The organism is Streptomyces sp. NBC_01264, from assembly GCF_026340675.1.
Taxonomy (GTDB): domain Bacteria; phylum Actinomycetota; class Actinomycetes; order Streptomycetales; family Streptomycetaceae; genus Streptomyces.
Window position 1 is genome coordinate 568,609 of the sequence record NZ_JAPEOX010000002.1, and the last position, 22,940, is coordinate 591,548.

General features: G+C 71.5%; 19 protein-coding genes. 8 read left to right on the forward strand and 11 right to left on the reverse strand.

From position 1 onward, the window contains the following. Positions 1-265: 265 nt before the first annotated feature. The 3 genes from OG435_RS35535 to OG435_RS35545 form a co-directional block, all read right to left on the reverse strand. Positions 266-862: an NADPH-dependent F420 reductase gene (locus OG435_RS35535; protein WP_266883329.1), complete on the reverse strand. Its 597-nt coding sequence runs from the start codon at positions 860-862 to the stop codon at positions 266-268. A 43-nt stretch (positions 863-905) separates the two neighbouring features. Then, a complete protein-coding gene (locus tag OG435_RS35540; RefSeq protein ID WP_266883331.1) occupies positions 906-1,724 on the reverse strand; it encodes an inositol monophosphatase family protein in 819 nt (272 codons plus the stop codon). 116 nt (positions 1,725-1,840) lie between these two features. Further along, positions 1,841-3,346, reverse strand: coding sequence for a GMC family oxidoreductase (locus OG435_RS35545; protein ID WP_266886373.1), 1,506 nt, complete (start codon positions 3,344-3,346; stop codon positions 1,841-1,843). 224 nt (positions 3,347-3,570) lie between these two features. Between OG435_RS35545 and OG435_RS35550 the strand changes: the two genes are divergently transcribed. Together OG435_RS35550 and OG435_RS35555 are read left to right on the forward strand one after the other, a co-directional pair. Continuing rightward, positions 3,571-5,046 (forward strand): NF041680 family putative transposase, encoded by a 1,476-nt coding sequence (locus OG435_RS35550; RefSeq protein ID WP_266881490.1) that lies wholly within the window; start codon positions 3,571-3,573, stop codon positions 5,044-5,046. Between the two features lie 445 nt (positions 5,047-5,491). Continuing rightward, positions 5,492-6,547, forward strand: coding sequence for an AraC family transcriptional regulator (locus OG435_RS35555; protein WP_266883333.1), 1,056 nt, complete (start codon positions 5,492-5,494; stop codon positions 6,545-6,547). Here the strand turns inward: OG435_RS35555 and OG435_RS35560 are convergent. Beyond that, positions 6,532-7,497 (reverse strand): LysR substrate-binding domain-containing protein, encoded by a 966-nt coding sequence (locus OG435_RS35560; RefSeq protein ID WP_266883335.1) that lies wholly within the window; start codon positions 7,495-7,497, stop codon positions 6,532-6,534. The two genes, OG435_RS35555 and OG435_RS35560, sit on opposite strands and share 16 nt — an antisense overlap. Before the next feature lie 123 nt (positions 7,498-7,620). Here OG435_RS35560 and OG435_RS35565 point away from each other — a divergent pair, with 123 nt between their 5' ends. Together OG435_RS35565 and cynS are read left to right on the forward strand one after the other, a co-directional pair. After that, positions 7,621-8,220: a carbonic anhydrase gene (locus OG435_RS35565; protein ID WP_266883337.1), complete on the forward strand. Its 600-nt coding sequence runs from the start codon at positions 7,621-7,623 to the stop codon at positions 8,218-8,220. Between the two features lie 97 nt (positions 8,221-8,317). Next, positions 8,318-8,788 carry a cyanase gene (cynS, locus tag OG435_RS35570; RefSeq protein WP_266883339.1) on the forward strand — a complete coding sequence of 157 codons (471 nt, stop codon included), beginning with the start codon at positions 8,318-8,320 and terminating at the stop codon, positions 8,786-8,788. Here cynS and OG435_RS35575 read toward each other — a convergent pair whose 3' ends face one another. From OG435_RS35575 to OG435_RS35585, 3 genes are read right to left on the reverse strand one after another with little or no spacing between them, the layout of a single operon-like run. Then, positions 8,789-9,142, reverse strand: a complete 354-nt coding sequence (locus tag OG435_RS35575; RefSeq protein WP_266883341.1) for a UBP-type zinc finger domain-containing protein — start codon at positions 9,140-9,142, stop codon at positions 8,789-8,791. Next, a complete protein-coding gene (locus tag OG435_RS35580; protein WP_430625840.1) occupies positions 9,139-10,593 on the reverse strand; it encodes an ATP-binding protein in 1,455 nt (484 codons plus the stop codon). Before OG435_RS35580 ends, OG435_RS35575 begins: the two co-directional genes overlap by 4 nt. Positions 10,594-10,604: 11 nt before the next feature. After that, positions 10,605-12,281 (reverse strand): FAD-dependent oxidoreductase, encoded by a 1,677-nt coding sequence (locus OG435_RS35585; protein WP_266883345.1) that lies wholly within the window; start codon positions 12,279-12,281, stop codon positions 10,605-10,607. Positions 12,282-12,492: 211 nt separating this feature from the next. Here OG435_RS35585 and OG435_RS35590 point away from each other — a divergent pair, with 211 nt between their 5' ends. Next, positions 12,493-13,146 (forward strand): TOPRIM nucleotidyl transferase/hydrolase domain-containing protein, encoded by a 654-nt coding sequence (locus OG435_RS35590; RefSeq protein ID WP_266883347.1) that lies wholly within the window; start codon positions 12,493-12,495, stop codon positions 13,144-13,146. 149 nt (positions 13,147-13,295) lie between these two features. Here the strand turns inward: OG435_RS35590 and OG435_RS35595 are convergent, their stop codons facing one another. Continuing rightward, positions 13,296-14,507 (reverse strand): serine hydrolase domain-containing protein, encoded by a 1,212-nt coding sequence (locus tag OG435_RS35595; protein WP_266883349.1) that lies wholly within the window; start codon positions 14,505-14,507, stop codon positions 13,296-13,298. Between the two features lie 122 nt (positions 14,508-14,629). Between OG435_RS35595 and OG435_RS35600 the strand changes: the two genes are divergently transcribed. Together OG435_RS35600 and OG435_RS35605 are read left to right on the forward strand one after the other, a co-directional pair. Continuing rightward, positions 14,630-15,208 (forward strand): SDR family oxidoreductase, encoded by a 579-nt coding sequence (locus OG435_RS35600; RefSeq protein WP_266883351.1) that lies wholly within the window; start codon positions 14,630-14,632, stop codon positions 15,206-15,208. Between the two features lie 604 nt (positions 15,209-15,812). Further along, positions 15,813-18,719, forward strand: coding sequence for a collagenase (locus OG435_RS35605; protein WP_266883353.1), 2,907 nt, complete (start codon positions 15,813-15,815; stop codon positions 18,717-18,719). A 66-nt stretch (positions 18,720-18,785) separates the two neighbouring features. Here the strand turns inward: OG435_RS35605 and OG435_RS35610 are convergent, their stop codons facing one another. Further along, positions 18,786-20,501 (reverse strand): discoidin domain-containing protein, encoded by a 1,716-nt coding sequence (locus OG435_RS35610; RefSeq protein ID WP_266886376.1) that lies wholly within the window; start codon positions 20,499-20,501, stop codon positions 18,786-18,788. Here OG435_RS35610 and OG435_RS35615 point away from each other — a divergent pair. Next, positions 20,434-20,595, forward strand: coding sequence for a hypothetical protein (locus tag OG435_RS35615; protein WP_266886599.1), 162 nt, complete (start codon positions 20,434-20,436; stop codon positions 20,593-20,595). The two genes, OG435_RS35610 and OG435_RS35615, sit on opposite strands and share 68 nt — an antisense overlap. Positions 20,596-20,599: 4 nt before the next feature. On the opposite strand, the gene OG435_RS35620 is transcribed toward OG435_RS35615, so the two are convergent. Further along, positions 20,600-22,183, reverse strand: coding sequence for an endo-alpha-N-acetylgalactosaminidase family protein (locus tag OG435_RS35620; RefSeq protein ID WP_266883355.1), 1,584 nt, complete (start codon positions 22,181-22,183; stop codon positions 20,600-20,602). A 141-nt stretch (positions 22,184-22,324) separates the two neighbouring features. Then, positions 22,325-22,939 carry a hypothetical protein gene (locus tag OG435_RS35625; RefSeq protein ID WP_266883357.1) on the reverse strand — a complete coding sequence of 205 codons (615 nt, stop codon included), beginning with the start codon at positions 22,937-22,939 and terminating at the stop codon, positions 22,325-22,327. Between the last annotated feature and the right edge of the window lies 1 nt (position 22,940).

The window sequence follows — 22,940 nt, forward strand, 5'->3', positions numbered from 1 at the left end:
CCGGAAGGCATCGAGTCCCCGTGGTGCGGAGTCCGGGGCGGTCGAGTCCACCGCGAACACCCCGCGCACACCGTCGACCTCCGCTCCAGTAGCGTGCATGCCTCCGCGACCCTCTCGTTCTCACTGCTTCAACGCCGTCCTGTGGAACTCGTGTTCCGCAGGACGGCGCCATGACCCATGTGGGCACCGTGCCAATCTTCCTATAGACGGATCGCATTGCAGCAGCCGAGAGGCAGAGAGCTGAGTTCGACGTGTGGGCCGGCAGTCAGCGGGCGATGGAGATCGCGAAGGGGGTGAATCCGTTGGCCCGGATGATGTGGGGGACGAAGAGGATGGCGGCTTCGGTGGCGCGGGCGGTCTGGATTCCGCCGAGGTCGGTGATCCATTCCTTCTGCCAGCCGAGGTCGATGAGGAGGTCACGGACGGTGTGTTTGGCCTGCGGGTCTTCGCCGGAGAGGAAGGCGGTCGGTGTCTGGGTGAGTGTGGCCGGTGCGGTCATCACGGGGAAGAGCATGGTGTTGAGGGTCTTGACGACGTGGGTTTCGGGGAGTGCTTCCTGGAGTTGTTCGGCGAGGCTGGAGCCGGGGTGGATGAGGTCGGCGGGCAGTCCGACCGGTCCGTCGAGGGTGGCGTTGGAGACGTCCACGAGGATGGTGTCGCGCAGTTCCTCGCGCAGGGCGGTGAGGCGTTCGAGGGATCCGGCGCCGGGGGTGGCGTTGATGACGATCCGGGCGGCGTGGGCGGCGTGGGCGGCGGCGCCCGGTGTGCGGTCCGCGACGGCCACCTGGTGTCCGGCGCGGGTGAGGGCGGTGGCCAGGTTGCCGCCGACGCGGCCGTTTCCGAGGACTGCGATCGTGGTCATGGTGATGGGGTCCTTGCCTGTGTGGGGGGTGGGGTGGTCGGGGTCAGTGGGAGAGGGTGGTGACGGCCTGGGTGTGGAGGGCGGGGGCGGTGGCCAGGAAGCTTTCGCTCTGCGGGGTCCAGGGGCGGCCCTGGGTGTCGGTGATCCGTCCGCCGGCCTCGGTGACGAGGAGTGCGCCGGGCAGGAGGTCGGCCCGGGCGCCGGCGTACTGCCAGAAGGCGTCGATGCGGCCTGCGGCCACGTTGGCCAGGTGCAGGGTGGCGGGTACGGAGGTGCGGACGACGAGCGCGCCCGAGAGCATCGCGGTGATCGAGGAGCCGACGCGGCGCACGACCGTCTCGTCCTCGTCCGGCCGGGCCTGGCTGGTGGCCACGATGCCCAGGCCGAGGTCGGTGGTCGGGGAGACGCGCAGTGGCCGGCCCTCGAGGTGGGCGCCGGCGCCGGTGAGCGCGGTGTAGGTTTCGCCGGTCAGCGGGAGGCGGACCACGGTGAGCACCGGCTGGTTCTCCCGTACGAGGGTGGCGGTCACCGCCCAGTCGGGCAGGGCGTGCAGGTGGTTGACGTTGCCTTCGGCGGGGTCCACGACCCACCACTCGCCGGGCGGCAGCGCGCCGCCGTCCAGTTCGTCCTCCACCCAGCCGGCGTCCGGGCGCAGGCCGGTGAGGCGGGGCCGCAGGATGTCCAGGGCCGCGTCGTCATTGGCGGCGAGCGCACGCATCAGCTCCTCACGCGTCTCGTAGCGCACCACCCCACCGAAACGCTCACGCAGCACCGAACCGGCCGCACGCACCGCGACCTCGGTCTGCTCGAGCAGGTAGGCGTCGGAGGAGACCACGTCGGTGGCCTGAAGCATTTCGGACATGGTGGTGCTCCTGTCTGAGGGGGGAGAGGGGGGGGAGAGGTCCGGTCGGGGCCGCATGCGGGGCACGACGGGGGTATGTAGCGCGTTGTGGAGGCGCCGTGGGCGCGGAAGCAGCCTCAGCCGAGCAGCTCGGCGGCCCGTTCGGCGAGGGCGTAGACGGTCGCGTTGGTGTTGGCCGAGGGGATGGACGGCATCACCGAGGCGTCGGCGACCCGCAGCCCGGCGATCCCGTGGACGCGAAGGTTCGCAGGGTCGACGACGGCATCGGCGTCGGTTCCCATGCGGCAGGTGCCGGTGAAGTGGAAGTAGGGGCCGGTGGCCTTGCGGATGAACTCGTCCACGGCTTCGCCGCTCGTCCCGGAGCCCGGTACCGCTTCCTGCTTGCGCCATTCGGCGAACGCGTCGGCCTCCCCGATGCGGCGGGCGACAGCCAGGCCCCGGCGCATGACCTCCAGGTCACGGTCGTCGCTCAGGTAGCCGGGGTCGACGACGGGAGCGCCCGCGGGATGGGCGCCCGCCAGGCGCACGGTGCCGCTGCTGTGGGGCGCCATCGCGGAGAAGGCGATGGAGTAGCCGTTGGCCGGCGGCCGGCCCCATGCCGACGGCAGCGGTGCGGCGACGACGTAGACCTGAAGGTCCGGCCGGGCCGCGGCGGGATCGCTGTACAGCAGGCCCATCATTTCGGCCGGCGGGTTGGCAGGAAGGAACGGTACGGGCCGGCCGGCCTCGTACACCACGCCCGCCATCGGATGGTCCTGCAGATGGGATCCCACTCCCGGCAGATCGGCGACGACGTCGATGCCGTGTTCGCCGAGGTGTCGTGCCGGGCCGATCCCCGACAGCATCAGGAGGTGCGCGGAACCGATGGCCCCTGCGGTCAGGATGACCTCGGCGCTCCCGGCGGACAGGTGCTCGCCACCCACGGTGTACTCGACGCCGGTGCACCGGCCGGCGGTGATGCGCAGCCGCCGCACGGTCGCGTCCGTGACGACGTCCAGGTTCGGCCGGTCGCGGAACGAACGGATGTAGGCGTCGGCTGCGCTCTGGCGGGCGCCGCCGGGCAGATTCATGTCACTCCACCCGAACCCGGTCTCCAGCCCACCGCCGATGTCATCGGCGCGTGCGAACCCGGCCTGCACCGCGGCTTCGACACCCGCCGTGGCCAGGGGATGGGGTTCCGGAACCGGGGCGACCACGACCGGCCCGTCCGTGCCCCGCACGGCGGCATCGTGACGACGAGTGCTCTCGCTGCGGCGGAAATAGGGCAGCAGATCGTCGAAACCCCAGCCCGGAGCACCGAGTTCGGGCCATTCGTCATAACCGGAGCGGTGTCCCCGCAGGTGGTAGAGGCCGTTGATGCTCGACGATCCGCCGAGGGCCTTGCCGCGCAGCACGTCGGCGACCCTGCCCGTACCGGCCTGCACGGTCGAGACGCCCGGCCAGAGGGAGGAAGGGTCGAACCCCAGGAATCCCCAAGGAGAAGCCATCGCCTCGGTCGCGTCCCGGGCTCCCGCCTCCAGCAACAGCACCCTCACGTCGGGGCGTTCCGACAGCCGGGAGGCAATCACGCACCCCGCTGTCCCCGCTCCCACAACGACATAGTCATAAGGGCTCCGACCCATCGTGTCTCCGCTTCCCACCGCAGCACTGTCCGACCACCGGGTTCAGGGAAGACCCTCGATGATCAAAGCGCTGATTGCTTGCATGTACTAAACTTGTCGTTTATGGTCCGATGTCGAACGCGACTCGCACTTGGTCGGCGTTTTCGCAGTTCAGCGGACGCGAAGGCGGCCTTCGCTTGATCCTGGGCTCCGTCACAGAGCGGATCAGCGCGAAGGCCGTGGTCATGAGTCTGATGGAGCAGGACGTCCTGCGGGACGCGTTCGCGGAAGTGTCACACTTCCGGTCGGAGTTGTACGCGTGTCTGACCGTGCGGGGCGATGCCTTGTTCGAGTTGTGCGACGCGTTGCTGTGCACGGACGGACCGGTGCGGACGCTCGTAGATCTCGCGCTCGCGCCTGAACACCGCCGTGGTCACGGTGGTTTGTACGGCGGTCTCAACCAGGGCCGGATCGATGTCGCCCGGCTGCGCCGGGCCCTGGCCGGGATGCCACTGCCGAGGGCGGCGGACGGCAGGCTGGTCCTGGCGGTGGACGTCTCGCCGTGGCTGAGGCCGGACGCCAATACCTGCGCTGACCGGGCCTTCTGCCACACTTTCGGCCGTGGCGTGGGCAAACACCAGATGGTGCCCGGCTGGCCGTACTCGGTAGTGGCCGCGCTGGAGAGCGGCCGCACCTCGTGGACGGCAGTGCTCGATGCGGTCCGTCTCCGGCCCGGCGCTGACGTGGCAGCGGTGACCACGTTCCAGATTCGCGAGGTCCTCGAGCGACTCGTTGCAGCGGGCCAGTGGAAGCCAGGCGACCCGAACATCCTGGTCGTGCTGGACGCCGGATACGACGCTCCGCGCATCGCTCACCTGCTGGCCGGCCTGCCCGTCGAGATCCTGGGACGGATGCGTTCGGACCGGGTGATGTGCCGGCCGGCTCCCACCCGCGAGGAGTTCCACAGGCAGCATCCCGCCGGCGGACGCCCACCGAGGCACGGCGGCGAGTTCGTCTTCGGCCAGCCCGAGACCTGGGGCTCTGAGCATGTCGTGACGGCCACGGACACCCGCCTCTACGGGAATGCGACCGCGCGGGCGTGGGACCGGCTGCACCCCAGGCTGACCCGGCGGGCCGCCTGGCTCGCCCACGGGGCTGAACTGCCCGTGATCGAGGGGACCGTCATCCGCCTGACCGTGGAGAAACTGCCCAGCGGCGGGGTCAACAAGCCGGTCTGGCTGTGGTGGTCGGGCACCGGCGCCACCACCGCGGACGTCGACCGCTGCTGGCAGTCCTTCCTCCGACGATTCGACCTCGAGCACACCTTCCGCCTGTTCAAACAGACCCTCGGCTGGACCAAGCCCCGGCTCCGCAGCTCGGACGCGGCAGACCGCTGGACCTGGATCATCCTGGCCGCACATGCCCGGCTCCGCCTTGCCCGCCCGCTGGCCGCCGACCTCCGCCGGCCGTGGGAGAAGCCAGCGGAACCGAACAGGCTGACACCGGCCCGCGTCCGCAGAGGGTTCAGGAACCTGCACGCGCGGACCGGCACACCAGCCCGTGCACCAAAACCGACCCGCCCGGGCCCCGGCCGACCTCCCGGCTCGAAGAACCAGCGTCCCGCCACCCGCTACGACGTCGGACGCGTCCTCGCCACCGGCGAGCCCTACACCCGACCAGCACACCACAAAATCGGGACCAAACCCCGCCGAACTGGATAAACGACAAGCTAAAGCCCGGGCTTCCCTTCTGCTGTTGAATCCTAGGAACGCCGACACGGCACGCACTTGAACCTCCGCGACGTTCGTTCGGAACCTCAGCGCCATACGAGCGGCTGTCGCCACGGCCTCGGCGGTCACAGTCCCGCAGTATCCGGTTCCGTTGCCCCTCGCCATCGGCGCCGGCCCGGGGACCGGCCCCCTGCGGCCGGCTGGCGGGTCCCCCACCCCCGTGGGGGGACTCCGCTCCAACCGGCGTTGCCGTGCCGCCCGTTCGGTGCGGGGACGGTTGCCACGCTATCGCCGGGGGATGGCCTCCCCCAGGGCCGTACGCGCCAGCAAGGGGACCGAGCGCGCCACGGGGGGACCCTGCGCGCCATGTTGGGGACAGCAGGTCGCCAACGCCCCGGGCGACCTGGTATTTCACGCTGGACTACGCTCTGCCACTGTGGTCTCGCACGCACATCAGGGGACAACCTCCTCCGCCCTCGCCCGTCTGAGCGTCAACGTCGCGCGGCTGGTCGGCATAGGTCCGCACGGATACGCCCACTTGCCGGGCATGGCGCCCCAACACCTCAACGACGACCTGTGCCGTACGCCCGCGGCGACGGCCATCCGGATCGCGGAGCTGACCACGGTCCAGGCACCCTGGACCGAGATGTCCGTACTGCTGGCCCGGGAGTCGGGCATCGGCACCCTCGGGGTCTGGGACTACCTGATCACCTCCGCGCCGACTCCCCTGGAGGGGATCCGCGACGCCGCGGCCTACTTCGCCACCGTCGCCGACCCCCTGACGGACGGCATGCGGATCACCGAGGACGGCGAGCGCGTCACCATCAGCCACCTCAATCGGGCCGACATCGCCCACGAGGCGGCCTGCGGAATCCGCGGCTACGCCCTCGGCCTGTACCAACGCCGGCTCGGCGAGGCCGCGGGGCGGCGCCTCGTCCCGCTGCACGTCTCCCTCGCCGCCAAGGCGCCCGCGCGGCACGAGGTCCTGGTCGAGCTCTACGGCACCCGGCGCATCGAGTTCGAGGCCCCGGCCAGCTCGATCACCTTCCGCGCCGCCGACCTCGACTCCCCGACCCCGCACGCCCAGCCCGGGCTGTCGGCCGTACTCCGCCGGCACGCCGAGCAGAGCCTCGCGAGCGCGGTCCCGCTGCACGACTGGCCGGCCCTCTTCCGTACCGCCCTGGGCTCCGCCCACGACGAGGGGGCGCCGACGCTGTCCTCGGTCGCCCGGCGGATGAGCATCAGCGCGCGCACCCTCCAGCGCCGCCTCGAGGAGCACGGCACGACCTGGAGCGAGGAGGTCGAAACCGTACGGCGGGACCTCATCGCCCGACTGCTCCACGACACCGACCTCAGTGTCGACTCGGTCGCCGCCCGGAGCGGTTACGCGGACGCCCGTGCCCTGCGCCGGGCCGTCAGGCGCTGGTACGGCACGACGCCCGCCGCCCTGCGCCGCGCCGGGCGCGGCGCCAACACTCAGGCCGGGGTGTAGCCGCGGGCCAGGACGTGGTCGTGCGCGAGCCGGATGAAGGCGCGTCCGGCGGCGCTCCGGTAGGCGTTCTCGCGCCCGAGGAGGGCGACGGTGCGAGTGGGCAGGGGCGGTTCGAGGGGGATCCGGGCGAGGTGGGGGTGGTCCTCGGTCACCGCGTCGGGCAGGACGGTCGCGAGGTCGGTGCGCCGGACGATCTCGGTGAGGGTCTGGACCGAGTTGGCCTCCACCACGATGCGCGGCCGTACCCGGTGGGCGGCCAGGTAGCTGTCGATGTGGCCGCGGGTGGCGAAATCGCCACTGAGCAGCGCCAGCTGGCGTTCCGCCAGATCTTCGACGGAGACGACGGGCACGACGACCGGCACGACCGGCACGACGACCGGCACGACGGGCAAGGGCCGGGCCGCCCGTGACCCCTCGGGGACGGGGTGGGCGGCCGTAACGAGACCGAGGGTCTCGGCGTACAGCGGGGTCGCGGTGATGCCGGGCAGGTGCGGGCCGTCGAAGCCGATCCCCAGGTCGAGTTCGTCGGCGAGCAGGGCGGCTTCGATGCGGTCCTGGGCCATGTCCTTGACGTCCAGGGTGATGCCGGGGTGGCGGGCGTGGAGCTCCGCCGCCAGCGGCCCGACGAGGTAGGCGGTGAACGTCGGCGTCACGGCCAGCCGGAGGTGCCCCCGGGAAAGATCGGCGACGTCGTGGACGGCACGTTCGGCGGCGGCGAGGTCGCGCAGGGCCCGGCGGGCGTGGTGGACGTAGGTTTCGCCGGCGTCGGTGAGGCGGACGCCGCCGCGGCCGGTGCGGTCCAGGAGCTGCACGCCGATGGTGCTTTCGAGCTGCTTGACCTGCTGGGACAGGGTCGGCTGGGAGATCCGCAGCTCTTCGGCGGCGCGGGTGAAGCTGGCGTGTTCGGCGACGGCGAGCAGGTAGCGCAGATGACGGAGTTCCAGGGCCATGAGATCGAGTATAGATCGCATCTATAGGAGACATGGGTCATGCGTCTTGGACGCTATAGGTGCAGCTCGTGCATGGTGGATCTCGTCGGCCCCACGGGTCGGCAGTCATCGAAGGGAGTGACCATGCACGACCTCATCGAGGGCGTCGCCCAGTTCCGGCGTGAGGTCTACCCGGGCAAGGCGGAGCTCTTCGCCCGGCTCGCGACGGACCACCGCCCGCGCACCCTGTTCATCAGCTGCTCCGATGCCCGTGTGGTGCCGGAGCTGATCACCCAGAGCGAGCCGGGCGAGCTGTTCGTCATCCGCACCGCGGGCAACCTCGTCCCCGCCCACGCCCCCGGCACGGACGGGGTGGCGGCCAGCATCGAGTACGCCGTCACGGTCCTGGGCGTGAGCGACATCGTGGTGTGCGGGCACTCCGCCTGCGGCGCGATGACCGCCCTGGCCGAACGCCACGATCTCAGCGCCGCACCCGCGGTCGCCGGCTGGCTGCGCCACGCGGACGCCTCGCTCGCCCGTACCGGCGACGGGGAGGACCCGCGAAGGGTCGAGGCCCTGGTACGGGAGAACGTGCGCGCACAGCTGGCGAACCTGGCCACCCATCCCTCGGTGGCCCGCGCCCTGGCCGCGGGGTCGGTGACCCTGCGCGGCTGGGTCTACGACATCCGGGCCGGAGGGGTCGAGGAACTCGGCTCCTCCCGGCCGGCCTCCCCCACGGTCTGACCGCCGCCACCGCTCGGGTCCCCGACCCTCATCCCCCACCCCATGCGCCGCTCACCCCTCCCCCCGGTGAGCGGTACACCCGAAAGGAAGCCCTCTCATGGTGCACGCCCAGTTCGACAACACCGCCCGGCAGGCCCTGGCCGTCAAGGCCGTGGACGCCAAGATCCGCGAGGACCTGACCTGGCAGCGGATCGCCGACGCCGCGGGCCTCTCGGTCGCCTTCGTCACCGCGGCCGTGCTCGGCCAGCACCCGCTGCCCCGGGCCTCGGCCGAGGCCGTGGCCGCCCTGCTGGGCCTGGACGCCGACGACGCGGTGCTGCTGCAGACCATCCCGACCCGCGGCTCGGTGCCCGGCGGCGCCCCCACCGACCCGACGATCTACCGCTTCTACGAGATGCTCCAGGTCTACGGCACCACACTGAAGGCCCTGGTCCACGAGCAGCTCGGCGACGGGATCGTCTCCGCGATCAACTTCAGGCTCGACGTGAAGAAGGTCGCCGACCCCGACGGCGGCGAGCGCGCGGTCATCACCCTGGACGGCAAGTACCTGCCGACGAAGCCCTTCTGATCAGCGGTGGAGCCGTCGGCTCCAGTCCTCGGGGAGCCGGTCCGCCGGACCCGGGGCCGGCTGGTCGGACGGGTGGCCGGACGGCGGGGTCAGCTCGGGGCCGGACTCGTACAGCTCGTTCGCCGCGTAGTCCCAGAACCAGTCCTCACCCGGCTCGTAGCTCTGCACCAGGGGATGGCCGGTGGACTTCCAGTGGGCGGTGGCGTGCTGGGCCGGCGAGGAGTCGCAGCAGCCGATGTGACCGCACTGGGCGCAGCGCCGCAGGTGGAACCACCAGCCGCCCGCCTCATCGCATTCGACGCAGCCACTGCCGCTGGGCGGGACGTTCGGGTCGACTCCGTCGATGGCGGTCATGCGGGCTCCTCGGAGGGCTCGGGCTCGGTCTCGGGTTCCGGTGCGGTCAGCGGGAGCAGCACCTGGAAGCGGGTGTCCCCTGGTACGGACTCGACCTGGAGGCTTCCGTGGTGCTTGTTGACGACGATCCGCCAGGAGATGTCCAGGCCGAGACCGGTGCCCTCGCCGACGGGCTTGGTGGTGAAGAAGGGGTCGAAGATACGGCTGCGGATCTCGGCCGGGATGCCGGGCCCCGTGTCGCGGAACTCCACGAGCAGGCGGTCGCCCGACCCTGCCGTGCGGACCGTCAGCGTGCCCTCGCGGCCGGTGCTCGCGATGGCGAAGACGGCGTTGTCGATGAGGTTGGTCCACACCTGGTTGAGTTCCGCCGGGTAGGCCGGTACGTCCGGCACGGAGCGGTCGTACTCCTTGACCACCCGGATCCGGGGGCCGATCTTGCCGGAGAGCATCAGCAGGGTGCTGTCGAGGAGTTCGTGGACGTCGACGACCCGGTACGGGGCGCGGTCGAGCTGCGAGTACTGCTTGGCGGCGTCCACGAGGTGGGAGATGCGGGTGGTGGAGTCGTCGATCTCGTCCATCAACAGCTCTGTCTCCACCGTGTAGTTGAGCCAGCCGATGGCGCTCGGCAGGAGATCCTCGGCCACGCTCGCCGCGACCTGCTCCAGCCAGTCCATGTCCAGGCCGGCCTGGACGAAGACCGGCGCGATCCGCCAGCCCTCGGGGATTCCGTGGTCCTCCAGCCAGTCGGCGAGTTCGTCCTCCCGGTCGGATGCCTCCAGGGGGCTCAGCACCGGGGCCTTGGCCACCCGTTCGACGGTGCGTTCCTGGATCTCGATGAGTTCGGCGATCGCCTCGCGCGGATAGTTGCCCTGGGAGATGTGGGCCAGCTTGTGCCGCATCTTGCCCACGCGTTCGCGCAGGGTGGCGGTGGCGCGGACGGCCGCCGCGGCCGGGTTGTTGAGCTCGTGGGTGAGACCGGCGGACAAGGAGCCCAGGGCGAGGAGGCGTTCGCGCTGGCCGATGACCTGCTGGGTGCTCCTGGCGCCGAAGAAGAGCCCCTCCAGCAGGTGCGCGGCCATCGGGAACCATTCCCGCATGACGTCCGAGAAGGACTGCGCGGGCAGGACGAAGAACCGCGTCGGCTCGGTCACCCGCATCGAGTTGTTGTACGTCTGCGGGACCTGGTCGCCCAGGTAGGCCTGCATGGCTCCCGCGTACACCCCGCGCTGGGAGGTCCGGCCGACCTCCACCTCGTCGCCGCCGACCCGGCGGGACAGGACGACGGTGCCCTCGATCATCACGTAGAAGCAGGTCGCGGGGGCGCCCTCGGTGTACACGGGGCCGGTGTCGAACCGCTCCACGCGCCCTTCGGCGCACAACCGCCCGAGCTGCTCCGGGGTGAGCTTCTCGAACAGGAAGAGCGAGGCGATCTCCTGCGGGGAACACGGCATCGTCTGCCCGCTCACGACTCCTCCAGGTACCGGTGTACGAGCATCACGGCCATGGCTCCCTCTCCGACGGCGGACGCGACCCGCTTCGCCGACCGGGCGCGCGCGTCGCCCGCCACGAACACGCCGGGCACGCTGGTCTCCAGGTGGTAGGGCGGCCGGTCCAGCTCCCACTCGGCGGGCGGCCTGCCGTCCGGGGTGAGGTCCGGCCCGGCCAGGATGAAGCCGTGGTCGTCGCGCAGCACCGTACCGCCCAGCCAGTCGGTGAGCGGGGCCGCGCCGATGAAGACGAACATCCACTGCGTGTCGACGAGTTCGGTCGCTCCGGTGTCCACGTCGCGCAGCGTGAGCTGCTCCAGGTGGCCTTCGCCGTGCGCCGATTCGACGGTGGTGCGGGTGCGCACCGTGATGTTGGGCATCTCCTCGATCTGCTGTATCAGGTAGTACGACATGGAGGCGGCGAGAGACGCCCCGCGCACCAGGAGCGTCACCGATTTCGCGCCGCGGGCGAGGTACATGGCCGCCTGTCCGGCGGAGTTGGCGCCGCCCACGATGTACACGTCCTGTTCCAGGCAGGAGGTGGCCTCGGTGAGCGAGGAGCCGTAGTACACCCCGCGGCCGGTGAGGCCGTCACAGCCCGGAGCAAGGAGCTGGCGGTAGGAGACGCCGGTCGCCAGGATGATGCTCCGCGCGCCGATCGCCGAGCCGTCGGAGAAGCGGACGACGCGCGCCGCGCCGTTCACTTCCAGTCCGGTGACCTCGCGTGCGGTGAGGATCTCGGCTCCGAAGCGGCCCGCCTGTCGGCGGGCCCGTTCGGTGAGCTGTGCGCCGGACACCCCGTCCGGGAAGCCGAGGTAGTTCTCGATGCGCGAGCTCTGCCCGGCCTGTCCGCCGGTCGCCGACCGCTCGATCAGTACGGTGCGCAGCCCCTCGGAGGCCCCGTACAGCGCGGAGCCGAGGCCGGCCGGTCCGCCGCCGATCACGACGAGGTCGTAGAAGTCGGCGGTCGGCGTGGTCGCGAGCCCCACGTGGGCGGCGAGGTCGGGCGCGTCCGGCTCGATCAGTACGGTGCCCCCGGGGGTGATCACCACGGGCAGCCGCTGTCCGTCGGCCCCGGCCGCCCGCAGGAGGCGCTGCCCCTCGGGCTCCTCGCAGGAGTACCAGCGGTACGGCACCTGGTTGCGGGCCAGGAACTCCCGCACGCTCGACGAGGGGGCTGACCAGCGGTGTCCGACCACCTTGGTGGCGGGCACGGGCCGGTGGTCCCCGGTGCGCCAGGCGGTGATGAGGTCGTCGACGACCGGGTACAGCTTCTCCTCGGGCGGGTCCCAGGGTTTGAGGAGGTAGTGGTCGAGGTCGACGACGTTGATCGCGTCGATCGCCGCGTTGGTGTCGGCGTAGGCGGTCAGCAGGACGCGGCGCGCGCCCGGATACACGGTGAGGGCCTGTTCGAGGAACTCGATGCCGTTCATCTGCGGCATGCGGTAATCGGCGAGGATCACCGCCACCAGGTCGCCCCGGAGCTTCAGCTCGCGCAGCGCCTCCAGGGCGGATCCGCCGGACTCGGCGCGCACGATCCGGTACCCGGAACCGTAGCGCCGCCGCAGGTCGCGGGCGATGGCACGGGACACTCCCGGATCGTCGTCCACGGTCAGGATGACGGTCCTCGCCGACTCGGCGGCCTCTGTCATGGCTCTCCCACCCCGAGCGGCCTGGACTGGCGGCGTCGCGGCGAGCCGCCCCCACCCGGTTCCCGTCCATCCTAGGGTCGATCGTCCGGGTCCGCGCGGACGGGAGTCCGGGGCCGTACCGACGGGAGCGGTACCCACGGGAATCCGGGGCCGCCCGGACCCGGGCGGAAATTCCGTACCCCCGCGGCGGGAAGTGGATCAGACTCCTCCCATGGCTGACATGGCGGCGTTCGGGAATACGGTGACCGAGTGGGCGGCCGGTGACGCCGCCGGCACGGGTGGCACGGGGAAGGCGGCGGGCGCGGCGGACGCGGCGCGCGAGCTCGCCGCGCGGCTGCCCGTACGGACCGTCGTACTGCTCGAAGGAGCGAGCGACGCGGAAGCCGTCGACGCCCTGGCCGCGATGCGGGGCCGGAACCTGGCCGCCGAAGGGATCTGCGTCCTGCCCATGGGCGGAGCGATGAGCGTCGCCCGGTTCGCGGGGTTCCTCGGACCGCGGGGGCTGGGGCTGCGCCTCACGGGCCTGTGCGACGAGAGGGAGCGAGACTTCTTCGCGCGCGGCTGGGTACGGGCCGGCGCCGAGCCCCAGGGGTTCTTCGTCTGCGCGGCGGACCTGGAGGACGAGCTCATCCGCGCGCTGGGCGTGCCCAGGGTGGAGGAGCTCGTCCGGGAGGAGGGGGACCACCGCGCCCTGCGGACCTTCCTGCGCCAGCCCGCGCAGCAGGGCCGCACGGCGCAGCAGCAGGTGCGGCGCTTCCTGGGCACGAAGAAGGGGCGCAAGATCCGCTACGGCCGGGTCCTCGTCGAAGCCCTCGGCACCGGCCGGGTACCGGAGCCGCTCGACGACCTGTTCGCGAGCCTGTGACCCCGCGCCGCCCGCGGGCGGCGCGGGCGGGTCAGCGCAGCTGCTCCAGGAGGAACGCGGCGGCGTCCTCGCAGGACACGTTTCAGCGGCTCGGGCGTGGAGGCGATCACGGCGGGATCGTACAGAGGCAGGTGCCGCCGAGGCCGGGGTCAGCGCATCTTGAGCACGTGTTCGGGGGCGAGGGCGGCGGAGATGCGTTCGGCTATGGTCTGGGCCGAGTTGCCGGCGGGGCTCTTGGGGCCCTGGGTCACGGTCACGGAGATGGCGAGCTTCTCCGCCGGCAGGTAGGCCTGGATGGCGGCGTAGCCGGAGAAGGACGGGTTCGTCAGGATCCAGTCGTCGACGACGATCACGCCCAGGCCGAAGTGGTGGGCCTGCGTGTTGGTCAGGAGACAGACGGTGTCCGGGCAGGAGGCCGTGGGGTGGCCGAGGCCGATGGTGCCGGGGTCGAGCTGGGTCTTGAAGGACTGCGCGGACAGCAGCTTCCCGGTGCCGACGCCGCGCGCGGACCGGTCGAGGTCGCAGATGTTCTGGACGAGGACCGCACCGGGAGTGGTGGTCCACGAGGGGTTCCAGAAGGTGGACTCCTCGTAGGTGCCGCGCTCGGAGGTGAAGGCGTGCAGGACCGGTTCCGGGATCTGCGGGGTGGACTGGTTGCTGGTCCCGCTCAGCCCGAGCGGTCCGTAGACACGCTCCTTGAGCAGCTGGTCCAGCGGGAGGCCGCTGATCTTCTCCAGTGCCTCGCCGAGCAGGTTGAAGTTGGCGTGCGAGTAGCTCCAGTTGGTGCCCGGCTCGTAGAGCAGCGGTTTGTCCGTCGCGATGCCGATGACCTCGGCCGGGGTCCAGTCGCGGAACGGCTTGGCCTCCAACTCGGCCAGGAACGCGGGGTCGGTGACGTAGTCGTGCAGTCCGGAGGTGGAACTGCCCAGCATGCGCAGGGTGATCTCCGCACCGTGCGGCACGTGCGACAGCCAGCGTGACACCGGATCGTCGAGGGAGGCCTTGCCCTCGTCGACGAGTTGGAGCAGTACGACGCCCATGTAGACGATGGCGACGGAGCCGGTACGGAATTTCATGGACGGCTCTGCCGGTACGCCCGTCATCGACTCCCCGAGGGCGCTGGTGAGCACCTCGCGGCCGTCGGAGGAGACGCGCAGCACCACGGAGTTCAGGCCGAACTCCCGCTGGGCCTCCTGCGCGATGGTGAGCACCTTCAGCGCGTCGCCCCGGGCGGGGCCCGGAGAGTTGACGCAGGCCCCGGCGGGCGCGGCGACCGGCTCCAGGCCCGCGGCCGTCCCCGCCGGAAGGGCCGCGCCCATCAGACCGGCGATGCACAGCAAGACCGTACGAGTACGCCTCACGCTGCCCAGTATGGCGGCGGCCGGAGTGCGCCGCACGCGGTGCGACGCGGCGTGGCCGGGCGCAGGGGCTTGCACGGGGAGAGGGTCCGGGGGTGCTCTCCTGATACTCGGAAAACGTCAGAATGTGCCGGAAGGTCGACGTCACCGACCGGGTGGCGATCGAGGCCGCGGTCCGCGACGGCGAGGAACGGTTCGGCCCCGTGGACGGCCTGGTGAACAACGCCGGCTCCATGCTGCTCGGCCGGATCGCGGACCAGCCCGTGGAGGAGTGGGAGCGCATGATCGATCTGAACGTCAAGGGGGTGCTCTACGCCACCCGGGCCGTCCTGCCCGGCATGATCGCCCGGGGCGGGGGCACGATCGTCAACGTCAGCTCGGTGGCCGGACGCAAGACCTTTCCGCACCACGTCGCCTACGTGGGCACGAAATTCGCCGTGCACGCCATGTCGGAGAACCTCCGCGAGGAAGTGGCCTCCTCCGGCGTGCGCGTGGTCACCATCGCCCCGGGGGCCGTGGAGACCGAGCTGCTCTCCCACACCAGCGACGAGCGGATCAAGAGCGACTACGAGGCCTGGAAGAAGTCCGCGGGCGGGGCCCTGGATCCCCGCGCCGTGGCCGAGGCCGTCGCCTACGCCTACCGGCAGCCGCCGAACGTGACCATCCGCGAGATCGTCCTCGCCTCGACGGGCCAGGAGGCCTGACTCCAGCACGCGACAGCCGCGCGCGTACCGACTCCAGCACGCCCAGCCGGCCCAGCCCCGCCGGCACCACCCCGCCGGCCCCACTCGGCCTCCCCACCCGGCCTCCCCACCCGGCCGCCCCGACCGGCCGCCCCTTCCGCTCCCGCGCCCGCCCGCGCTCCGGCTCCGCCTCACGCTCTCTCGCGGCCGTGGCGGGAGCCGGGACGGCCCCCGCGGTCGGGGCGGCCCCGGCCCGCTCCGGACGCCGCGCAGCAGCGAACTCCCCTTCGCGCGGGTCCGGTTCGGCCCGGGTCCCGACCCGGCCGACCGCGTCGGGACTCCGCGCGATGAACCCCCGCGCCACCCGCCGGGCAACCTGGACGAGCTCGGACGAAGCGGGCGGACGTTCCCCCGCAGCCACGCATGACGGTCATTCAGATCGCGGTAAGTGCCCCCTGGGGACTTCCAGAGCCATGTGATGTGTGCCATGTTACATCGCACACTGCATAGCCGTGTACACGACAGAGTTGAAATCCCCACCAACTCCCGTCGACGTCACGGTCCGTCCACTCCTATCCGCCGCGTTGCCAGCGCGGCCGCAGACCGGCTCGGAGGCCCACCCCTCATGCGAAGTTCCCCCACCACGAAGGGCCGCGCCCGGCCCCTCATAGCCGCCCTGGCCTGCTGTCTGGGCGTGACGCTGCTCGCCCCCGCCGGGCAGGCCTTCGCGCGCGACCCGAAGCCCGCCGCGCCCGCTCCGGCCCTCAGGGCCGGCGCCGCCCCGCAGCCCTCGACCCCGGCCGCCGCGGCCGCCTCGCTCAGGGCCGAGCACGCCGCCCGGCCGGACGCGGACCTGTCCGAGCGCGCCCCGCTCCGGGCCACCAAGGACGCCGCACGCACCGAACAGAAGGCGTCCAAGGCCACGTTGGCCCCCGGCGCCGCTGCCGCCGCCGAGGCCGCGGCGGCCTGCAACGTCGCGGACTTCACCTCGAAGACCGGGGCCGCGCTGGTCCAGCAGATCAAGGCCTCCGAGATGGACTGCGTGAACTCGCTGTTCCTGCTCAAGGGCAACGACGCCCAGGCCGCCTTCCGCGAGGCCCAGATGGTCTCGGTGGCCGACGCCCTGCGCACCGTCTCCGCCACCTACCCGGGCGACAACAGCACCAAGACCGGTCAGCTCGTCCTCTTCCTGCGCGCCGGGTACTACGTGCAGTGGTACAACGAGTCCACCGTCGGCACCTACGGACCCGCTCTCAAGAGCTCGATCCGGGGCGCCCTGGACACCTTCTTCGCCGCCCCGCGCGCGGCCGACGTGACCGAGGCCAACGGCTCGACGCTGGCCGAGTCGGTCATCCTGATCGACAGCGCGCAGGAGAACGCCCGCTACCTCGGCGTGGCCAAGCGGATGCTGACCGGCTACAACTCCTCGTACAACAGCTCCTCTTCGATGGTCGCGGCCGTCAACAACGCCTACACGGTGCTGTTCCGCGGTCACCAGACCCCCGAGTTCCTGCCCGCCGTACAGGCGGACCCGAGCATCCTCACGGTGCTGCGCGACTTCGCCGTCACCCACGACGCCCTCCTGGGCACGGACAAGAGCTACCTGACGGCCAACGCCGGCCGGGAGCTGGGCCGTTTCCTCCAGCACTCGGCGCTCCAGGCGACCGTACGGCCGCTCGTCAAGCAGCTGCTGGACCGCACCTCGATCACCGGCCGGACCGCTTCCCTCTGGGTGCCGCTCGCCGAGATGACCGCCTCGTACGACGCGGCCAACTGCTCCTCCTACGGGACCTGCGACCTGCCGGCCCGGGTGCGTGCCGCCGTCCTGACGGTCAACCACACCTGCAGCCCCAGCCTGCGGATCGTCGCGCAGCAGATGACCGCCGCCGAGCTCGGCGCGAGCTGCACCAGCCTGGCCAACCAGGACGCCTTCTTCCACAACGTGGTCAAGGACGGCGGCCCCGTCGCCAACGACAGGAACACCGCGCTGGAGGTGGTGGCCTTCGACTCCAGCGCCGACTACCAGGCGTACGCGGGTGTCATCTTCGGGATCAGCACCGACAACGGCGGCATGTACCTGGAGGGTGACCCCTCGGCCACCGGGAACCAGCCGCGCTTCATCGCCTACGAGGCGGAGTGGGTCCGGCCGGAGTTCCAGATCTGGAACCTCAACCACGAGTACACCCACTACCTCGACGGCCGCTTCAACATGTTCGGCGACTTCGACGAGGGGATGACCACCCCCACCGTGATGTGGGTCGAGGGCTTCGCCGAGTACATCTCCTACTCGTACCGGGGCGTCACCTACGACCGCGCCGTCACCGAGGCGGGCAAGAACACGTACAAGCTCAGCACGCTGGTCGACACCACCTACGACAACTCCGACTCCACCCGCGTGTACCAGTGGGGCTACCTGGCCGTGCGCTACCTGCTCCAGTCGCATCCGCAGGACGTGGCGACGCTCCTCGGCCACTACCGCGCCGGCAACTGGGCGGCCGCCCGCACCCTGCTCACCTCCACCATCGGCACCCGCTACGACGCGGACTTCGCCGCCTGGCTGGTCAAGTGCGCGGCCGGGGACTGCGGCGGCGCCACCACCCCGCCGGTCAACCAGGCCCCGGTGGCCGGGTTCAGCGCCGCGGTGAACGCCCTGGCTGTCTCCTTCACCGACAGCTCCACGGACGCGGACGGCACCATCGCCTCCCGCGCCTGGAACTTCGGTGACGGCACCACCTCCACCTCCGCCAACCCGGCCAAGACCTACGCCGCCGCGGGTACGTACACCGTCCGGCTCACCGTCACCGACAACAAGGGCGCCACCGCCACCACCACCAAGGCGGTCACGGTCGGCAGCGCCGGGACCGGCGAATGCACCAACCCCGACGTACGGGTGCTGGGTGACAACTGCCGCCGCTCCAACGTCTCCGCCACCACCGGCAACTACGGCTACTTCTACCTGGACGTCCCGGCCGGCACCGGCTCCCTCAAGATCTCCGTCTCGGGCGGCACCGGCAACGCCGACCTCTACTACAGCCCCACCACCTGGGCCACCACCGGCAACCACACCGCCCGCTCGGCCCAGAGCGGCAACAGCGAGTCGCTGACCATCAACAACCCCGCGGCCGGCCGCGTCTACATCAGCCTGCACGCCGTCCAGGGCTTCGCGGGCGTCACCGTCTCGACCCAGTTCGGGACGGCCCAGGTCGAGTGCCCGGGCACCGACGTCCGGGTCCTGGGCGCCGACTGCAGTCGCTCCAACGTCTCCGCCACCGCCGGGAACTACCGCTACTTCTACGTGAACGTCCCGGCCGGCACCGGCTCCCTCAAGATCTCCGTCTCGGGCGGCACCGGCAACGCCGACCTCTACTACAGCCCCACCACCTGGGCCACCACCGGCAACCACACCGCCCGCTCGGCCCAGTCCGGCAACACCGAGACCCTCACCGTCAACAACCCCCCGGCCGGCTACCTCTACGTCAGCCTGCACGCCGCCCAGGACTTCGCCGGAGCCACCGTCTCCAGCCGCTTCTGAGCCCGTTCGGCACACCGGCCCCCGCCCCTCTCCGGAGGAGTGGGGGCCGGTTCGCGTGCCCGCCCGTCAGGAGTAGGCCTCGACCTCCCACAGCGAGTAGCCGTACCCCGTCGCCCGCTGGGTGCCGGTCACCCGCAGGTGGCGGCCGCTGCCGTTCAGTCCGGTCAGTTCGTCCGTACCGCCGTCGCTCGTGGTGGTGGAGTACAGGTCCCGCCAGGTGGTGCCGTCGTCCGACAACTGCACCTTGTACGCCCTGCCGTGGGCGACCTCCCAGTTCAGGACCACCCGGTTCACGTTCTTCACGGCCCCGAGGTCGATCTGGATCCACTGCGGGTCGGCGAAGGCCGAGGACCAGCGGCTGGTGGCGCTGCCGTCGGTGGCGGCCGTCGCCGGGTAGTCCGCCGATTGGACCGAGGAGGCCGTGGTCGGCTTGTTCAGGGCCAGGTTGGACGAGGTCTGGGCCCCGAGGTCGTCGACGGTGAGGTCGTCGAGGACCAGGTCCCGGTCGGCATGGGAGGTCTCCGCCGTGAGCTTGCGCATGCCGATCCAGGCGTCCACCCCGGCCGTGAACGTCTTGGTGAAGGTGTTCGTGGTCCGGGCCTGCGGCAGCGTGTCGGAGGAGACCTGGGCCGTGCCGGCGCCCAGGGTGAAGGCGTAGTCCCCGGCCACGGACTGCTGGTACGTGAAGGTCACCCGGTACTGGTGGCCGGGCTCGAGGCGCAGGGCCTGCGGGATGGTCTGGTAGAGCAGCCCGGGCCGTTCCTCGTGGGATTTCAGGGAGTTGCCGCCGGCGATCACGTCGTCGATCAGCTTGCCGTTCCACCCCGCCTGTGTGTACGGGGCGTTCAGCTGGGCCAGGTGCGTGCGGGGGTCTGCCGTACTGCCGCCCGCCGGGCCGACGACGAAGGGGTGCCAGCCGGAGTCGACGTTCTCGAAGTCCTCCGCGAAGGTGTGGCCGCCCTGCGGGCTGCGGGCCGTGCGCACGACGCGCACGTCGTCGAAGCCGGCCGTTCCCGCCGCCGCGTCGGCGCGCAGGGCCAGGGTGGCCGTGGACTGGCCCGCCGGGACGTCGAACAGCACCCGCATCCGCTGCATGGTGCTGCCGTTCTTCTCGTCCGCCCCGACGTTGTTCCGGTACGGGGAACTCGTGGCGTACGCGCTCTGCTCGGCGCCGCCCGCCGGGGTCACGGCCAGGGTGGCCCGGCGTCCGGTGGCGGTGGAGACGTACACGCTCGCCGCGTAGGTGCCCGGGTTCAGGCCCGTGAGCTGCTGCGAGACGGAGGTGGCGCCCTGTCCGACGGTCAGCTGCGACTGGCCCACCGCGTTGCGGGTGACGGACGCGGAACCGCTGACCGTCCACTTCGACAGGTCTCCGGAGGTGAAGCCGGGGTCCCGGACCGGGCCGCCCTCGCCGAATCCGGCGTCCGCCTGGGCGGGCGCGGCCGACGGGTAGACGACGTACGGGGTCTTCGCGGTGGCGGTGACGGTGACCTTTCCCGCGGTCACCGGGAGGTCGGAGACCAGGACCCGGCCCTGGTCGGTGAGCTTGTACAGCTTGGCCGTGCCGTTCTGGGCCCAGGAGGCGGGCACGTTCCAGGTGGAGGTGCCGCCCGATCCGCTCCAGTGGTAGAGCTTCGACTCCCCGCTCTGGTTCCAGGGCAGCAGGTAGCTGTCGCCGATCAGGACGGGGTGGCCGTCCTTGCTGATGGTGCGGGTGCTTCCGCTCAGGGTGGCGCTGACCCCGCCGTCGAAGTCGATGCGGTTCGCCGCCCACTTGCGGATGGTGAAGCCCTGGAGGTACTTGGTGGGCAGGTTCGTGGTGAAGGTGGTGGCGATGAAGTCGGCGAAGTCCTTCGTACCCTGCCAGCCCTCGTAGGCGGTCAGGTGCCGCCGCCGAGGAGCGGGTCTGCGGCGATCCAGTCGTCGCGCTGCTGGTTGCGGATGAAGCGCGCCACCTGGGAGTTGACCCCCTTGTAGTCGCTGCCCCCGTAGTTGAGGTCGTTGGCCCAGTGGGACCAGAGGGACTGGTCCTCGAACTTGTCGGGGAACTCGGTGGTGAGCTGGTAGCCGAGGCCGTTGATCTCGCGGGCCAGCGCCTGGGAGGTGTAGCCGTCTCCGTACCAGGTGTCCACGTAGAGGAACTTGAGGTCGGGGGTCACCGCCTTGAGCTGTTGCAGTCGGGCCAGGCGCTTGCCGCTGGTCCCGTCCAGGCGGTAGTTCAGGTGGTAGGACTGGTCGAGGTAGTCCCAGCCCTTGTCCGCGCCACCGTTGTTGAGGAGCGCCGGGTCGAAGGTGCGGGCGACCGGGTAGGCCTCGGTGTCGTTGATGTGCACGCCGATGTCGGCGTTGTAGCCGGCGCCGGCCGCGATGAGCGTGTTCAGGTCGGCGGCGCCGCCCTGCCGGGTGCCGACCAGGCCGTAGTCCGGGTGGGCCGAGTCGTGGCCCTCCGAGCCGTACCCCTTGAGCAGGACGAACTGGCCGAGCCCGTCCGTGGCCCGGGCCACGCGCTTGGTCTCGTCCAGGGTCTGGAGGAAGGGGTGCGTGGCCTGGGAGGCGAAGTTGTACGGGATGCGCTGAACGACCCGGCGGGCGGTGTCCTGCCAGCCCTCGGGGCTCGTCATGATCGAGCGGAACGCGATGGCCCCGTCCTGCCAGTCGACGGTGGAATCGGCGTTGCGGTCGCCGGTCACCACCACCTTGGCGTACGGCAGCGGTTCGGTGCCCGGTGCTCCGGCGGCCCGGTGCAGCCAGTCGCCGCTCCACAGACCGGCCCGCCGGTAGCCGGACTTGGCCACCGTCTGCTTCTGGATCCGGCCGCTGTCGGCCGCGTTCTGGCCGGACGGGCTGTCGTAGTACGAGTTGGTGGCGATCGACGCCGCGAGGGAACCGGTGTTGAGGATCGCGTACATGGCGCCCTGCGGGGCGGCGTCCGCCGTCGTACCGGAGGTGAGCGCGGTGAAGGTGTCCCCGGTGCCGGTGGTGCTGGTGTTCATGCGGGTGGTCTCGACGGCGGCGCCCGTCTGGGAGCTGCGCACCGAGACCAGGTTGTGCTGCGGGATCGAGAGCGAGGTCACGGGTACGGCGCTGTCGGCGATCGAGGTGACGGCGAAGGTGAGGGCGCTGCCGCTGACGGACAGGGTGGCCTTGACCGTGTCCCCGTTGGCGAAGGCCATCGTGTAGTCGACGTGGTCGGCGGCGACGCTGCTGGTCACGGTCGGGGTCTGCGCGGAGCCGTTGAGGTTGACCTGGGTGAGGGTGTCCTCGTTGCCGTGGAGGACGGCGCCGGTGGCCTGGTCGGTGTACTGGACGACCCGGGGGAAGGCGGTGTCGACCTGGACCGCGAGGGCGGGTGAGGCGATGGTGACGGTCCCGGCGGCGGTGGCCGGCGCGGCGCCGGCCACCAGCGTGGTGCCGAGGCCCAGGACTGCGGCGCAGAGCAGGGACGTGGGGCGGAGCGGTCTCATGGGGCTCCCTGGTGGTGGGTCCGGTACGGGGTCCTTGCGGGGAGAGGCGGTACGGGGCCTTGCGCGGGCGGGGTACGGGGCCTTGCACGGGGGTGACGCTGACCCCGGCCCCGTCCGGGTCCGGAGGGGCCACCCGATGGGTCACCAGCGCAGGACGGCCCAGCCTCGGTGCGGCAGTTCGGGGTCCAGACGCAGGGTGTCCCCCTGCCGGACGGTGTCCGCGGAGCGGGGCTCGGCGAGGGGTGTCAGGACCGTCGCCGCGACCGCGGCCGTGGCTGCGCCCGAGGCCTGGAGCCCGGGCAGGTCTGCCACGGGCCGGGCGGGGTCCTGGCAGCCGTTGGCCACGGTCAGCGTGGTGACGCCGGCGGCGTGCGAGAGGTGCGGGATCAGGTGGGGGCCACCGCTGACCAGCGGGAGGCGGGCGTCCGCCCCCTCCAGGAAGCGGACCGTGCGGTGCAGCAGCCGCTGCGCGTGGTCGTCGGCCGGAAGCGTGTGGGGCTCGGTCGCGGCGAGTACGGCGACGCGTCCGCCGAGGGTGTTGGTGAAGGCGGTGCGGCCCGCTCCCCAGGCGCGGCCGTCCGGGGTCCGGACCTCGCTCCACCGCTGCGCCCCGGGGGCCTCCCGGAGCCGGACCAGGGCGGGTTGGGTGTTGACGCTGAGGAGCAGGCCCGCCAGGTCCCCGCCCGCCGCGGCGCACACCTGCTCGGTGGCGTACGGGCCGGGCCCACCGGGGGTGGCCGGAGCCTCGCGGTCCACC

Coding starts and splice junctions, on each gene's coding strand:
- OG435_RS35535 (WP_266883329.1), bottom strand. CDS start 862: ATGACCACGATCGCAGTCCTCGGAAACGGCCGCGTCGGCGGCAACCTG.
- OG435_RS35540 (WP_266883331.1), bottom strand. CDS start 1,724: ATGTCCGAAATGCTTCAGGCCACCGACGTGGTCTCCTCCGACGCCTAC.
- OG435_RS35545 (WP_266886373.1), bottom strand. CDS start 3,346: ATGGGTCGGAGCCCTTATGACTATGTCGTTGTGGGAGCGGGGACAGCG.
- OG435_RS35550 (WP_266881490.1), top strand. CDS start 3,571: ATGAGTCTGATGGAGCAGGACGTCCTGCGGGACGCGTTCGCGGAAGTG.
- OG435_RS35560 (WP_266883335.1), bottom strand. CDS start 7,497: ATGGCCCTGGAACTCCGTCATCTGCGCTACCTGCTCGCCGTCGCCGAA.
- OG435_RS35565 (WP_266883337.1), top strand. CDS start 7,621: ATGCACGACCTCATCGAGGGCGTCGCCCAGTTCCGGCGTGAGGTCTAC.
- cynS (WP_266883339.1), top strand. CDS start 8,318: ATGGTGCACGCCCAGTTCGACAACACCGCCCGGCAGGCCCTGGCCGTC.
- OG435_RS35575 (WP_266883341.1), bottom strand. CDS start 9,142: ATGACCGCCATCGACGGAGTCGACCCGAACGTCCCGCCCAGCGGCAGT.
- OG435_RS35580 (WP_430625840.1), bottom strand. CDS start 10,593: ATGCCGTGTTCCCCGCAGGAGATCGCCTCGCTCTTCCTGTTCGAGAAG.
- OG435_RS35585 (WP_266883345.1), bottom strand. CDS start 12,281: ATGACAGAGGCCGCCGAGTCGGCGAGGACCGTCATCCTGACCGTGGAC.
- OG435_RS35590 (WP_266883347.1), top strand. CDS start 12,493: ATGGCTGACATGGCGGCGTTCGGGAATACGGTGACCGAGTGGGCGGCC.
- OG435_RS35600 (WP_266883351.1), top strand. CDS start 14,630: ATGTGCCGGAAGGTCGACGTCACCGACCGGGTGGCGATCGAGGCCGCG.
- OG435_RS35605 (WP_266883353.1), top strand. CDS start 15,813: ATGCGAAGTTCCCCCACCACGAAGGGCCGCGCCCGGCCCCTCATAGCC.
- OG435_RS35620 (WP_266883355.1), bottom strand. CDS start 22,183: ATGAGACCGCTCCGCCCCACGTCCCTGCTCTGCGCCGCAGTCCTGGGC.